The sequence below is a fragment of the Nocardia sp. NPDC004711 genome (assembly GCF_053601595.1).
The window spans coordinates 245,504-258,834 of sequence record NZ_JBSGCB010000002.1 but is presented as its reverse complement, the minus strand read 5'-3'; the positions used below and the strand labels follow the sequence as shown (position 1 = coordinate 258,834).

The following is a 13,331-nucleotide window of genomic DNA, read 5'->3' as shown; positions in this document are numbered from 1 at the left end:
TTGCGGGACAACCTATTCCGGCAACACTGCGGTATCCCTATCCCAGCAGCACCGCGTAGCCCGGCTTGATCACCTCGTCGATCAGGCGCAGGCGGTCCGGGAATGGGATGAACGCCGACTTCATGGCATTGATGGTGAAGCGTTCCAGATCGCTCCAGCCGTAGCCGAAGGTCTCCGACAGCTTGAGCATCTCCTTGCTCATGGTCGTGTCGCTCATCAACCGGTTGTCGGTATTGACCGTCACGCGGAAGCGCAGGCGGGCCAGCAGATCGAAGGGGTGCTTGTCGAGCGAGGGCACCGCGCCGGTCTGCACATTGGAGGACGGACACAGTTCGAGCGGGATTCGCATGTCCCGCACATAGTTCGCGACCACGCCGAGCTCGGGACCGTCGGCCGAATCGGTGATGTCGTCGGTGATGCGCACACCGTGGCCGAGGCGCTCACAGCCGCAGAACGCGACGGCCTCGTGAATGGACGGCAGCCCGAAGGCCTCGCCCGCGTGAATCGTGAAGTGCGCCAGGTTGGCCCGCATGTAATCGAAGGCGTCCAGGTGGCGGCTGGGCGGATAGCCCGCCTCCGCGCCCGCGATATCGAAGCCGCCGACGCCGCGGTCGCGCCAGCGCACGGTGAGCTCGGCGATCTCGCGAGAGCGGGCCGCGTGCCGCATGGCGGTGAGCAGGCAGACCACGGTGATCGGGGTGCCGGCGGCCGCTGCCAGGGCCTCGCCCTCGCGGAATCCGGCGATGGTGTGCTCGACCACCTCGTCGAGGGTGAGCCCGGCCTCGAGGTGCTGCTCGGGCGCGAACCGCACCTCGGCGTAGACGACGCCGTCGGCGGCGAGATCCTCGGCACATTCGCGGGCCACCCGGCGCAGGCCCTCGGGGGTCTGCATGACGGCGACGGTGTGCGCGAAGGTCTCCAGATAGCGCTCGAGCGAGCCGCTGTCGGCCGCGTCCCGGAACCAGTCCGCCAGCGCGGCGGCATCGCCTGCCGGTAACTGGTCATAGCCGCAGGCGCGAGCCAGCTCCAGCACGGTCGCGGGCCGCAACCCGCCATCGAGGTGATCGTGCAGGACCGCCTTCGGAGCCTGGCGGATCGAAGCAAGAGTGAGGGGCATCGGTCCAGTCATGTAGCAACGTTAGCCGCATTCCCGTGCCGCGGCAGGGCGGTTGACCGGACTCACCCCACAGTTCGGCATGTCGTTGCCGTCACGTTGCTGACCAGTACGAATCCTTCACCTATCGGGCACCGGCGAGCACCTAGCGGGAGCAGGCGACGCCGGTCCCGTCCGGATCGAGCAGCACCGAATACCCGGGCTGGCCCAGGTAGATCGGGCCCCCGCCCTGCGCCCACACCTGTTCACAGCTGGTGTAGACGGGTGACGGTTTGGCCTTCTTCTCGGTCGAGGGCGGCGTGACATCGCCGCGCGAGAGCGAGTTCGGCTGATGGTCTCCGGAGGAATCGGATGGAATATTGTCCGCGGGCGAGGCCTGCGCGACCGGCGTCGGCGACCACGCGGCGGGCAGCACCGCGCCCAGCGGCGCGACGAGGCCGAGCACGCCCAGCGCGGCCGCCGCCGCGGCCCGGCCTCGGAAATCGGTTCTGTGCTTCACAATTCCAGGCTAGGCCGGGTCAGGCGGTGATGCGGCCCAGAATCAGCGGCTGCTGCTCCACCGCCTCGGTCTCGGAGATCGTGTACGCGCCGCGCAGGATCTCGAGCGCGACCGGGAACGCCTCCGGAGTATCGGTGTGCAGGGTCAGCAGCGGCTGCCCCGGAACAATGGAATCGCCTGGCTTGGCATGCATTTCGATACCCGCCCCGGCCTGCACCGGGTCACCCTGCCGGGCCCGGCCCGCGCCCAGCCGCCACGCGGCCAGCCCGACATCGAGGGCGTCGAGGCGGGTCAACGTGCCCCCGCCGTCGGCGCGCAGGGTTTCGGTGTGGCGGGCCTGCGGCAGCGGCGCGTCCGGGTCGCCGCCCTGGGCGCGCACGATGGCTCGCCACTGGTCCATGGCCCGGCCGTCGGCGAGGGCGTCGGCCGGGTCGATGTCGGTGATGCCGGCCTGCGCCAGCATCTCCCGTGCCAGGGCGAGGGTGAGGTCGACGACATCGGCGGGGCCGCCGCCCGCCAGCACGTCCAGGGATTCGCAGACCTCCAGGGCGTTTCCGGCGGTATGGCCGAGCGGGGTGTCCATGGCGGTGAGCAGCGCCACCGTCCGCACGCCCGCGTCGGTGCCGAGTTCGACCATGGCGGTGGCGAGTTCGCGCGCCTGGTCCAGCTGCTTCAGGAAGGCCCCGCGCCCGACCTTCACGTCCAGCACCAGTGCCCCGGTGCCCTCGGCGATCTTCTTGCTCATGATGGAGCTGGCGATCAGGGGGATGGATTCCACGGTCCCGGTCACATCACGCAGCGCGTAGAGCCGTTTGTCGGCGGGCGCGAGGTCGGCCCCGGCGGCGCACACCACGGCACCGACGCCGGGATCCGACAGCAGCTTCCGCATGCGGTCCACCGGAATGTCGGCCTGCCAGCCGGGAATGGCCTCCAGCTTGTCGAGAGTGCCTCCGGTGTGGCCCAATCCGCGCCCGGACAGCTGGGGCACGGCGGCCCCGCACGCCGCGACCAGCGGCGACAGCGGCAGCGTGATCTTGTCCCCCACCCCGCCGGTGGAGTGCTTGTCGACGGTCGGGCGGCCCAGATCGGTGAAGTCCAATCGCTTCCCGGTGTCGATCATGGCCCGGGTCCAGCGCGCGGTCTCGCGCCGCGTCATGCCGCGCCACACGATGGCCATGGCCAGGGCCGACATCTGCTCGTCGGCCACCTCTCCGCGCGTGAACGCGTCCACCACCCAATCGATCTGCGCGTCGGTGAGTTCACCGCCGTCACGCTTGGCCCGAATCACGTCCACCGCCGAGTGCACACTCACACCCTCCACCCTGGCATGCGCCCGGCCCGATGTGCACGGATTCCCGCGCGCGCCACGGCGATCAGCGGTTATAGCCCTCGAGCACCGAGGGTCAGAGTTGTCCGGCGGCGAGGTCGCCGGGGCCGAAGGAGTCCGGCAGCAAGGCGTTCAGGGTGACAGGGCCGCCGTGGTGATCGACCAGCAACTCGCCGCCGCCGTGTTCGAGCAGGATCTGCCGGCAGCGTCCGCAGGGCATGAGCACGGCGCCCCGGGAGTCACAGACCGAGACCGCCCGGAGTCGCCCGCCTCCGGTCGAAATCAAGTTACCGACCAGTACACATTCGGCGCAGAGGCCCAAACCGTATGAGATATTTTCCACATTGCAGCCGCTCACCACGCGATCATCGGCGGTGAGAGCCGCGGCCCCGACGGGGAATCGAGAGTAAGGGGCATAAGCCTCTTGCATGACTTCAAAAGCCTTGCCACGCAGGGTCTTCCAGTCAATATCCGACATTTCGGACCATCCTCCCATGGACGTGGCAGCACCCGCGTGATAGGCGTTCCGCCTGGTCGCAAAAATCAGGAAAGGCAAACCTAACTCACAACAATTTGGCCCAACGAGCGGCACGCCGAATTAGTTCCCCTTCACAGCTGGGTTTAGAGTTCACGACAGATCGGTTCAGGTACCCGAAGCGGGCCTGCAGCACTGCCACCGGACGTTTGATTCCGCTCGTGAGCAGGTGGTTTCGACAGTCCGAAGGCTCCGCGCCGGATTCTGACCGGGTCCATCAACGACGTTGGAGGCACCGCACTCTATGACCACGCTAGAAGCTCCGGCCAAGCCGAAGCGGACCCTGTACCGAGGCGACCCCGGCATGTGGTCCTGGGCTCTGCACCGCATCACCGGCGTGACGATCTTCTTCTTCCTGTTCGTCCACGTCCTCGATACCGCGTTGGTGCGAGTCAGCCCGGACACCTACGACCACGCGATCGAGACCTACAAGAACCCCGTCGTCGCCCTGATGGAGATGGCTCTCGTTGTTTGCGTGCTGTTCCATGCGTTCAACGGCATCCGCATCATCCTGGTCGACTTCTGGTCACAGGGCCCGCGTTATCAGCGGCAGATGCTCTGGGTCGTGCTGGCGATCTGGATCGTCGTCGCCGGCGCCGGCGTCGGCCGCCAGTTCTTCTACCTGCTGACGAATTGAGAGCCGACATGACCGCACCCGTTCTCGGCAAGTCTTACGACCGCCCCGCCTCCCTCGACGCTCCGCGCGCCCCCCGTCGCGTCGGCGGCAACAACTTCGAGAAGTACGCCTGGCTGTTCATGCGTGCCTCCGGCCTGCTGCTGGTCGTGCTGGTCATCGGCCACATGACGATCATGCTGATGCTCGACGGCGGCGTGCACCGCCTGAACTTCGCGTTCGTCGCCGGCCGCTGGGCCTCGCCGTTCTGGCAGATCTGGGACCTCGCCATGCTGTGGCTGGCCCAGCTACACGGCGGCAACGGCCTGCGCACCGTCATCGACGACTACGCGCGCAAGGACTCCACCCGCTTCTGGCTGAAGACGCTGCTGGTCGTGTCCATGATCCTGGTCATGGTCACCGGCACCTACGTGATCTTCACCTTCGACCCCAATATCAGTTAGGAACAGGCCACCTCGATGAGTGAATCCCGACCGATTCAGGAGCACCGCTACGACGTCGTGATCGTCGGTGCCGGTGGCGCTGGAATGCGTGCGGCGATCGAGGCCGGTCCTCGGGTCCGCACCGCCGTACTGACCAAGCTCTACCCGACCCGCTCGCACACCGGTGCGGCGCAGGGCGGTATGTGCGCCGCGCTCGCGAATGTCGAAGAGGACAACTGGGAGTGGCACACCTTCGACACCGTCAAGGGTGGTGACTACCTGGTCGACCAGGACGCCGCGGAGATCATGGCCAAGGAGGCCATCGACGCCGTGCTCGACCTGGAGAAGATGGGTCTGCCGTTCAACCGCACGCCCGAGGGCAAGATCGACCAGCGTCGCTTCGGCGGCCACACCCGTGACCACGGCAAGGCGCCGGTGCGCCGCGCGTGCTACGCCGCCGACCGCACGGGCCACATGATCCTGCAGACGCTCTACCAGAACTGCGTCAAGCACGACGTGGAGTTCTACAACGAGTTCTACGTGCTGGACCTGATCCTCACCGACACCGACCGTGGCCCCGTCGCCACCGGTGTGGTCGCCTACGAGCTGGCCACCGGTGAGCTGCACGTGTTCCACGCCAAGGCGATCATCTTCGCCACCGGCGGTTCGGGCCGCATGTACAAGACCACCTCCAATGCCCACACCCTCACCGGTGACGGCATGGCGATCGTGTTCCGCAAGGGACTTCCGCTGGAGGACATGGAGTTCCACCAGTTCCACCCGACAGGCCTCGCGGGCCTGGGCATCCTGATCTCGGAGGCCGTGCGTGGTGAGGGCGGCATTCTCCGTAATGCCTCCGGTGAGCGCTTCATGGAGCGCTACGCGCCGACCATCAAGGACCTGGCCCCGCGTGACATCGTCGCGCGCTCCATGGTGCTCGAGGTCCGTGAAGGCCGCGGCGCCGGCCCGAACAAGGACTACGTGCTCATCGACGTGACCCACCTCGGTGAGGATGTGCTCGAGGAGAAGCTGCCCGACATCACCGAGTTCGCCCGCACCTACCTGGGCGTGGACCCGGTCAAGGAGCCGGTGCCGGTCATGCCGACCTGTCACTACGTGATGGGTGGCATCCCGACCCGCATCCGCGGCGAGGTGCTGCGCAACAACACCGACATCGTTCCCGGCCTGTACGCCGCGGGCGAGTGCGCGTGTGTGTCCGTGCACGGCGCCAATCGTCTGGGCACCAACTCGCTGCTGGACATCAACGTGTTCGGCCGGCGCGCGGGTATCGCCGCCGCCGAGTACGCCGCGCGTGCCGAGTTCGTGGACATGCCGGAGAACCCCGCGCAGATGGTGCAGGACTGGCTGGCCGGCCTGCTCAGCGACCACGGCAACGAGCGCGTCGCCGACATCCGCACCGAGCTGCAGAACTCCATGGACGACAAGGCCGGTGTGTACCGCACCGAGGAGAGCCTCAAGTCCATGCTCGAGGAGATCCAGGTCTTCAAGGAGCGCTACTCGCGGATCACCGTGCAGGACAAGGGCCGTCGCTACAACAGCGATCTGCTCGAGGCCGTCGAGCTGGGCTTCCTGCTGGAGCTGGCCGAGGTGACCGTGGCGGGTGCGGTGAACCGCAAGGAGTCCCGCGGCGGCCACGCGCGCGAGGACTACCCGGACCGCGACGACGTCAACTTCATGCGGCACACCATGGCCTACAAGACCAGCCCGGAGCTCATCTCCGACATCCGCCTGGACTACAAGCCGGTGGTGCAGACCCGCTACGAGCCGATGGAGCGTAAGTACTGATGACTGCTGTCGCTGAAACGCCGCAGAAGCCGGCTCCGGTGCCGGACGGGTCGACCATGATCACGGTCAAGATCGCCCGCTTCAACCCGGAGGACGGGAAGGGCCAGCACTGGGACGAATTCAAGGTTCCGGTGCTGCCGACCGACCGGTTCCTGAACGTGCTGATCTACATCAAGTCCTACCTGGACGGCACGCTCACCTTCCGCCGCTCCTGCGCGCACGGCGTGTGTGGCTCGGATGCCATGCGGATCAACGGCGTCAACCGCCTGGCGTGCAAGATCCTCATGAAGGACATGCTGCCCAAGGGCGGCAAGGAGCTGACGGTCACCGTCGAGCCGATCCGCGGCCTGCCCGTGGAGAAGGACCTCGTGGTGGACATGGAGCCGTTCTTCGACGCCTTCAAGGCCGTCAAGCCGTACCTGATCACCCGTGGCAACGAGCCGACGTTCGAGCGCATCCAGTCCCAGCACGACCGCGCTCGCTTCGACGACACCACCAAGTGCATCCTGTGCGCCTGCTGCACCACCTCCTGCCCCGTGTACTGGAGCGACGGCAGCTACTTCGGCCCGGCCGCGATCGTGAACGCGCACCGCTTCATCTTCGACAGCCGTGACGAGGGCGCCCGCGAGCGCCTCGACATCCTCAACGATGTCGAGGGTGTGTGGCGCTGCCGCACCACCTTCAACTGCACCGACGCCTGCCCCCGTGGCATCGAGGTCACGAAGGCGATCCAGGAGGTCAAGCGCGCCCTCCTGTTCACGCGGTGAGGATGACCCACTCCCGGGACCCTCAGGGGTGAACCCCTGAAACCCCGGAGTCCGGGGCGAAACTCGAAGGCCGCCCGCATCTTCCGATGCGGGCGGCCTTTCCTGTGAGACGAAGGACACGGGAACCGGGGTGGCGGGGTCGGGCGTTTTCCTTGCGAAGGCACCAAGTCCGGTCGCGGCCGGGCGCGCACGTAGAGGAACGTCCTGTGATCTGCTTCTTCGACCCGGCTCACGGCCCGGCCGCCATGCAAGTGACGTGGCAGCCGCAGTGGGGGGTAGCCCGTACCGTCGAGGTCTGCCAATTCTGTGCGCAGCGTATCCAGACCACGCAGCCGCCGTTCTATCAGCCGATGCAGCAGGGTTATCCGCAGCCGGGGCATCCGCCGCAGCCCGGCTATCCGCCGCCCGGTTACCCCGCACAGCCGGGATATCCGCCGCAACCCGGGTATCCGCCCCAGCCGGGGTATGCCCCGCAGCCGGGGTACGCTCCCCCGCCGCCGCGCCAGGGCCACAGCACCGGCGCCATGATCGGGGCGGGTGCGGCCGGTCTGGTGGGCGGCATGCTGATCGGCGAGATGATGTCCGACGATGACGAGCGCGACGAAGAGCGCGCCTATGAACGCGGATTCGACGACGCCGGCCGTGGCGACTACAACGGCGACGACTACAACAACGACGACGGCTTCTTCTGATCCATCGGCCGCAGCCGTCCGAAATATCGAGGCCGCCCGCATCTTACGGATGCGGGCGGCCTTGTCCTGTTGCGGGCCAGCGTCGTTCGCGTCCGGTGCCGCGCTGCCTACACCGTGGTCTGATCCTGGAAGCGCGCCAGCGACTCCCACGACCAGGTCAGGCTGCCATCGGCGAGGTCGGCGAGAACGCCGTCCAGCCAGTGCGATTCGGCGGCGATGAGCGCCCGCTGGTATTCGTCCTCGAGCATGGTGATGCGCGGCAGCCCGAACTGCCCGGCCTGCGCCATGCCCGCGTCGATCGCCTCCAGGTCGGCACGCCGGGCGGCGGCCCGCTTCTCGAGTTCGGCGCGCGCGGCGGCGGGGGTGAGCAGCATCAGAAACGACAGTGCCGCAGGGAATTCCGGGAATTCGTTGCGTGGCGTGCTGACCATCTCGTTGATCCAGGCGATGCACGAGGTCCGGCCCGCGTCGGTGATCTCGTAGACGGTGCGCTCCGGGTACTGCTGATCGCGCCCCGTCTCGCGCACGGCCACCAGGCCGGCCTCCTGCAGGCGGGCGATCGTCTTGTAGAGCTGCGCGCGCTGCCCCACGTTCACGACCTTGTCCTTGCCCCACTCCTTGATGCGGCGCTGGATGGCGTAGGGGTGCATCGGCTCCAGGTGCAGGATGCCGAGCACCGCCATGGCCAGGGGCGACCGCTTGAACTGCGTGGCCTGCGTCGATGCTGTCATGCCGTCCATTCTACTAGGTGCCCAAAAACTAGTTTCGAAGAACTAGTTGCAAAGTAACTAGTTCATGTGCCACTATTGAGGAGCAGGCGAACCCGACCAGCACCACCACCTCCGAAAGGACAGGGCCATGAACGCCATCGACACCACCAACTCCGGCGCCGACACCGTCAAGATCCACACCGACCACGCCACCACCAAGCACCTGGGCGACTGGACCCACTCCTCCTCGTTCGAGGTGAAGGCCCGCTACGGCAGCGTCGTCATCGACCTGCGCTCGCCCTGGATCGAGGGCGAGCAGGAGATCGTGGTGCACGCCGACCTCGACCACGCCATGGTCAAGCTGCTGGTGCCCGAGGACGCGGTCATCGACCAGACCGAGCTGGCCTGGACCGGTCGCGGCCGGGTCAAGGACATGGCCCGCCCGCAGGACGCCGCCGGTCGCGTCATCCGGCTCACCGGTTCCAGCACCAAGAGCGAGTTCCGCATCCACCGCGGCGGCATCGCGGTGCTGTCGGCCCTGTTCAGCCGCGAGTTCTTCGAGGACGCCAAGCAGGCGCACCGTGAGGGCCGCACCCCGACCCTGCTCGACCCGGCCAACGCGCCGCGCTGATCACCACCTCCCGCCGGGCCCGGCTGCAAACGGGCCCGCCGGGAGACCGGCCGAGCCGCCGCGTCGGATACGGATACGAATGCCTACCTGACAGCGGCTCGCCACTCGTCGTTCCTCGACACCGAACCCGCCCAGCTGGTCAATCTGACCAGCTGGGCGGCTTTTCGTTGTCTAGATCACATGCCGGTGCTTGCATCGAAGTATGTTCACCGAGGCTCAGCTGTACTCGCCGGTCACAAAGGGGACCGACGGCGATGTGACAGTGCACTTGAGCGACGAGCATCCGGGTGTGCACGACCCCGTGTACCGGGCCCGCCGCAATGCGATCGCCGCCATGGCGCTGGAGTACCGGCCCGGGGCACAGGTGCCGCGCATCGACTACACCGCGGAGGAGCAGCAGGTCTGGCGGATCGTCTCCGCCGAACTGGTACGCAAGCGGGAGCGCTACGCGTGCGCGGAGGTGATCACGGCCGCCGAGCGCCTCGGGCTGCCCTCGGACCATATTCCGCAACTCGACGAGGTGACCGCGAAGCTGGTGCCGCTCACCGGATTCCAGTACGCGCCGGCCGCCGGACTGGTGCCGCTGCGGGAGTTCTTCGGCTCGTTCGCCGACCGGATCTTCCACTCCACCCAGTACATTCGCCACCACTCCGCGCCGCTCTATACCCCGGAGCCGGACGCCGTGCACGAAATCCTCGGGCACGCCAATCAATTGGCCAGCCCGCGCTTCGCGGCCGTGTACGAGACGGTCGGCGCGGCGGTGGCCCGGCTGGAGACCGAGCGGGCGCTGAAGTTCCTGGCCGACGTGTTCTGGTTCTCGATGGAATTCGGGGTGCTGCGCGAGCACGGCGAAGTGCGTTGCTACGGTGCGGGACTGCTGTCCTCGTTCGGCGAGATCGAGGAATTCCGCCAGGCCGAGCTGCGACCGCTGGACATTCACGCCATGGGGACCATCACCTACGACATCACCCACTACCAGCCGATTCTGTACTGCGCCGAATCCGTCGGCGAGATCGAGGATGTGGTCGGCGGGTTCTTCGAGACCATGACCGATGAGACGGTGGAGCGGCTCACGGCGGTGAAACCGGCCTAGAGCGGCATACCCGCCTCGAGGAAGTCGATGACGCGCATGATCTGCTCCGGGGTGAACGGCGCCTCGCCGATGAACGCGATCATCGCTCCACTGAGCGCACCCGCGAAGGCCCGCACCTCGAAATCCCCTGCGGCACGGCCGGTTCGCCGCGCGATGATCTCGACGATCAGTTCGATGCTGCGCTCGAACTCCCGGGCCACCGCTCCCCGGAGCTCCGGAATCGAGTAGAGCAGTTCCACCCGCTGCTGTTCGAAGGCGAATTCCTCGGGCGACAGGGACGCGAAGGAATCGAGGGTGGCCTGCTTGAACGCGGCCAGCATGGACAGTTCCTTCGGCTGCTTCTCGATGGCCGCGATCATGATCGGGTCCAGATCGTCGGCCAGCGCCACCTGTTCCTTGGAGGGGAAGTACCGGAAGAAGGTGCTGGGCGAGATGTCGGCGGCCGCGGCGATCTGCTCGACCGTGGTCTCGTTGTAGCCCTGCTCGCGGAACAGGCGGAAGGCCTCCGTGCGAATGGTGCGGCGGGTGCGTTCCTTCTTGCGTTCACGCAGGCCGCCTCCGGCCGCGGTCTTCACCGGGGCCGGAGGCGTCGCGGAGGCAGTCTCAGCCGACATGGACCGATTGTCCCGCATCGAGATCGGTGGTCACGACCGGATCCTTGCGCCGGATCACGAAGGCGGCCAGCACCGCGGCGACCGCGCAGATGGCGGTGCACACCCACAGCATGGCGCTCATGCCGTCGACGAAGGCGCTCTGCACGTGGGCCAGCAGGGCCGGGTCGCCGAGCTTGCGGGCCACGCCGACCCCGGCGTTCACGCCGTCGGAGATGGGTGCGCGGTCGAGATCGCCCAGGCCGGAGCGGTACCGGGTGGACAGCACGGTGCCGAGGATGGCGACGCCGATGGTGCCGCCCGCCTGCCGGAGCGCCTGCAGCAGCGCGGATCCGGAACCGGCCCGCTCGGGGGTGAGGTCGTCGGTGGCCGCGCCCATGGCGGCGGGCATCACGAATCCCATCCCGAGGCCGAGTAGCACCAGCGCGGCGGCCGCGAAGCCGTATCCGCTGTTCACGGTGATGAGCGCGCCCATGCCGAGACCGGCTGCGAGCAAGGCGAATCCGGCCACCAGCACGGTGCGGACACCGACCTTCGGCAGCAGCTTGTCCACCATCCGGGAGCCGGCGGCCAGGCCCGCGATGATCGGCAGCAGGCGCAGGCCGCTGCCGAGCGTGTCGGCTCCCAGCACCGCCTGGAAGTACTGCGGCATGGTGAAGAACAGGCCGAACATCGCGAAGTTCACCAGCACCATGAACACTGTGCCCCAACGGAATCCGGGCTCACCGAAGAGTCCGAGGTCGACCAGTGGGTGCGCGGTGCGACGCTGCCACAGCACGAATGCTCCACCCAGCACGACGCCCGCGGCGATGGCGGTCCAGGCCAGGGCGTCACCCCAGCCCTCCTGACCGCAGCGGATGAAACCGTAGGTGATGCCGAGCATTCCGGCCGCGGACAGCAGAGCGCCGGGCAGATCGATGCGGAAAGCGCTCTCGCTCTTGGATTCCGGGACCAGCAGGCCGACGGCGATCGCGCCGATGATCACCAGCGGCACATTGAGCAGGAAGGCCGAGCCCCACCAGTAGTGCTGCAGCAGCCAGCCGCCCACGATCGGGCCCAGGGGCAGGCCGATGGCGGTCGAGGTGATCCAGATGGTGATGGCCCGCTGCCGTTCGCGCTGCTCGGGGAAGAGGGTGGGCAGCACCGCCATGGACAGCGGCATCATGATCGCGGCGGCCAGGCCGAGGACCACGCGGCCGGCGACGAGCTGGCCGGAGGACGTGGCGAAGGCGCATGCCACCGAGGCCACGCCGAACAGCAGCAGCGCGGCGAGCAGGAACTTCTTGCGCCCGTATCGGTCGCCGAGGGCTCCCGCCGGGAGCATGAAGGCGGCCAGGGCCAGGGTGTAGGCGCTGCTGAACCACTGCAGCGCGGAGGTATCGGCGTGCAGGTCGACCGCGAGGGTGGGCAGGGCGACGGTGAGCACGGTGACGTCGAGGCCGATGGTCAGCATGGCGACCGCCAGGGCTCCCAGCGCCAGCCAGCGGCGCACTCCCTGAGCTTTCATGACAGTTCCAATCATTTGGGATCTTCTCGATAATGAGAGAGTCTCTCATTTCGGAGAGCCTGTCAATTCTTGTTGTGTCATGGGTCGGGGCGGGCCGGGATGGGGTGAATCACCATTCCGCTGTCTGGTACTGGAGTCCCAAATGCTTGTCGCGACATGAAGTCCCCGTGCTGTTACCGTCATGCGGTCCGTTTCTGAGATCGATGACCCCCCAACGGGTCTGGACACGTGAGGCACGAAATGACCGACCAAGCAACCGAATCCGTCGAGACCCCGCTGCACCTGCAGGGCCGTGACGCCGTCATCGCCGCTGCGGCACCGGAGGATTGGCGTGAAGGCGCGCCCGACTACCACCTGAGCAAGGAAGTCATTCCGGTCGAGCGCACCACCCAGCACGCGCCGGATTCGCTGGAGCACATCGTCGAAGAGCTGGTGAAGGTCTTCGAGATGGAGGTCTCGCACAAGAAGGACCCGGCCACCTGGGTCTCGCTGGTGGCCGAGCACTACCGCGGCCGCGTCAACGGCGGAAACTGGCAGGACGCAGAAGAATTCGCGAGCATCGGGTCCTACAACATCCTGATCGGCGAGAACCCCTTCTACGACGCCGCGGGCGAGACCTTCGAGACCTCGCACAAGATCTTCCACACCGCGTTCCCGGGCGGCTTCTTCTGGGAGGTGCTCGAGGTGCTGTCCGGCCCGCCGACCGTCACCTTCAAGTGGCGCCACTGGGGTCGCTACGAGGGCGAGTACAAGGGCCACCAGCCCACCGGCGAGCTCATCGAGATGACCGGCGTCACCATCGCCAAGGTCTCCGAGGACCTGCGCATCCTCGAGCTCGAGCACTTCTACGACAACAACAAGCTGCTCGGCCCCCTGGCCCACGGCTGCCCGGTCACCCACACCGCCAACTAGCCGCTCCCCCAGGCCGACACGGTCGCGGCCGCGCCGCGGCACATCGCGCGCCGGGGTGACCGGTCGGCTAT

At 67.4% G+C, this 13,331-nt stretch carries 15 protein-coding genes; 8 read left to right on the top strand and 7 right to left on the bottom strand.

The genetic code is table 11. The features are described from left to right. Nucleotides 1-37: 37 nt before the first annotated feature. From ACWEKS_RS02760 to ACWEKS_RS02745, 4 genes are all read right to left on the bottom strand, one after another. A complete protein-coding gene (locus tag ACWEKS_RS02760) occupies nucleotides 38-1,129 on the bottom strand; it encodes an adenosine deaminase (RefSeq protein ID WP_452338483.1) in 1,092 nt (363 codons plus the stop codon). A gap of 130 nt (nucleotides 1,130-1,259) precedes the next feature. After that, nucleotides 1,260-1,613, bottom strand: coding sequence for an excalibur calcium-binding domain-containing protein (locus tag ACWEKS_RS02755; RefSeq protein ID WP_452338482.1), 354 nt, complete (start codon nucleotides 1,611-1,613; stop codon nucleotides 1,260-1,262). A 19-nt stretch (nucleotides 1,614-1,632) separates the two neighbouring features. Beyond that, nucleotides 1,633-2,925, bottom strand: coding sequence for a thymidine phosphorylase (locus tag ACWEKS_RS02750; protein ID WP_452338481.1), 1,293 nt, complete (start codon nucleotides 2,923-2,925; stop codon nucleotides 1,633-1,635). A gap of 91 nt (nucleotides 2,926-3,016) precedes the next feature. Beyond that, a complete protein-coding gene (locus ACWEKS_RS02745; RefSeq protein ID WP_452338480.1) occupies nucleotides 3,017-3,418 on the bottom strand; it encodes a cytidine deaminase in 402 nt (133 codons plus the stop codon). 301 nt (nucleotides 3,419-3,719) lie between these two features. On the opposite strand from ACWEKS_RS02745, the gene sdhC reads away from it, so the two are divergent. The 5 genes from sdhC to ACWEKS_RS02720 all read left to right on the top strand — a co-directional run bounded on the left by sdhC (nucleotide 3,720) and on the right by ACWEKS_RS02720 (nucleotide 7,796). Then, complete coding sequence (gene sdhC, locus ACWEKS_RS02740; protein ID WP_452338479.1) at nucleotides 3,720-4,112, top strand: succinate dehydrogenase, cytochrome b556 subunit; 393 nt, start codon at nucleotides 3,720-3,722, stop codon at nucleotides 4,110-4,112. Nucleotides 4,113-4,120: 8 nt separating this feature from the next. Next, a complete protein-coding gene (locus ACWEKS_RS02735) occupies nucleotides 4,121-4,552 on the top strand; it encodes a succinate dehydrogenase hydrophobic membrane anchor subunit (RefSeq protein ID WP_452338478.1) in 432 nt (143 codons plus the stop codon). A gap of 15 nt (nucleotides 4,553-4,567) precedes the next feature. Next, nucleotides 4,568-6,337: a succinate dehydrogenase flavoprotein subunit gene (gene sdhA, locus ACWEKS_RS02730; protein WP_452338477.1), complete on the top strand. Its 1,770-nt coding sequence runs from the start codon at nucleotides 4,568-4,570 to the stop codon at nucleotides 6,335-6,337. Next, nucleotides 6,337-7,104: a succinate dehydrogenase iron-sulfur subunit gene (locus ACWEKS_RS02725; RefSeq protein ID WP_356997219.1), complete on the top strand. Its 768-nt coding sequence runs from the start codon at nucleotides 6,337-6,339 to the stop codon at nucleotides 7,102-7,104. Before sdhA ends, ACWEKS_RS02725 begins: the two co-directional genes overlap by 1 nt. Before the next feature lie 206 nt (nucleotides 7,105-7,310). Next, on the top strand, nucleotides 7,311-7,796 hold the full coding sequence (locus tag ACWEKS_RS02720) for a hypothetical protein (RefSeq protein ID WP_452338476.1): 486 nt from the start codon (nucleotides 7,311-7,313) through the stop codon (nucleotides 7,794-7,796). Nucleotides 7,797-7,903: 107 nt separating this feature from the next. On the opposite strand, the gene ACWEKS_RS02715 is transcribed toward ACWEKS_RS02720, so the two are convergent. Further along, entirely contained in the window at nucleotides 7,904-8,527 is a 624-nt protein-coding gene (locus tag ACWEKS_RS02715; RefSeq protein ID WP_356997215.1) for a PadR family transcriptional regulator, read from the bottom strand. A 127-nt stretch (nucleotides 8,528-8,654) separates the two neighbouring features. On the opposite strand from ACWEKS_RS02715, the gene ACWEKS_RS02710 reads away from it, so the two are divergent. Continuing rightward, nucleotides 8,655-9,137: a hypothetical protein gene (locus ACWEKS_RS02710; protein WP_452338475.1), complete on the top strand. Its 483-nt coding sequence runs from the start codon at nucleotides 8,655-8,657 to the stop codon at nucleotides 9,135-9,137. Between the two features lie 202 nt (nucleotides 9,138-9,339). Next, a complete protein-coding gene (locus ACWEKS_RS02705; protein WP_452338474.1) occupies nucleotides 9,340-10,230 on the top strand; it encodes a phenylalanine 4-monooxygenase in 891 nt (296 codons plus the stop codon). Here ACWEKS_RS02705 and ACWEKS_RS02700 read toward each other — a convergent pair. Further along, nucleotides 10,227-10,844 carry an acyl-CoA-like ligand-binding transcription factor gene (locus ACWEKS_RS02700; RefSeq protein ID WP_452338473.1) on the bottom strand — a complete coding sequence of 206 codons (618 nt, stop codon included), beginning with the start codon at nucleotides 10,842-10,844 and terminating at the stop codon, nucleotides 10,227-10,229. The two genes, ACWEKS_RS02705 and ACWEKS_RS02700, sit on opposite strands and share 4 nt — an antisense overlap. Then, nucleotides 10,834-12,348, bottom strand: a complete 1,515-nt coding sequence (locus tag ACWEKS_RS02695; protein ID WP_452338472.1) for an MFS transporter — start codon at nucleotides 12,346-12,348, stop codon at nucleotides 10,834-10,836. Before ACWEKS_RS02695 ends, ACWEKS_RS02700 begins: the two co-directional genes overlap by 11 nt. 240 nt (nucleotides 12,349-12,588) lie before the next feature. Here ACWEKS_RS02695 and ACWEKS_RS02690 point away from each other — a divergent pair, with 240 nt between their 5' ends. After that, nucleotides 12,589-13,260 carry a SnoaL-like polyketide cyclase gene (locus tag ACWEKS_RS02690; RefSeq protein ID WP_364605198.1) on the top strand — a complete coding sequence of 224 codons (672 nt, stop codon included), beginning with the start codon at nucleotides 12,589-12,591 and terminating at the stop codon, nucleotides 13,258-13,260. The last annotated feature ends 71 nt before the right edge of the window (nucleotides 13,261-13,331 follow it).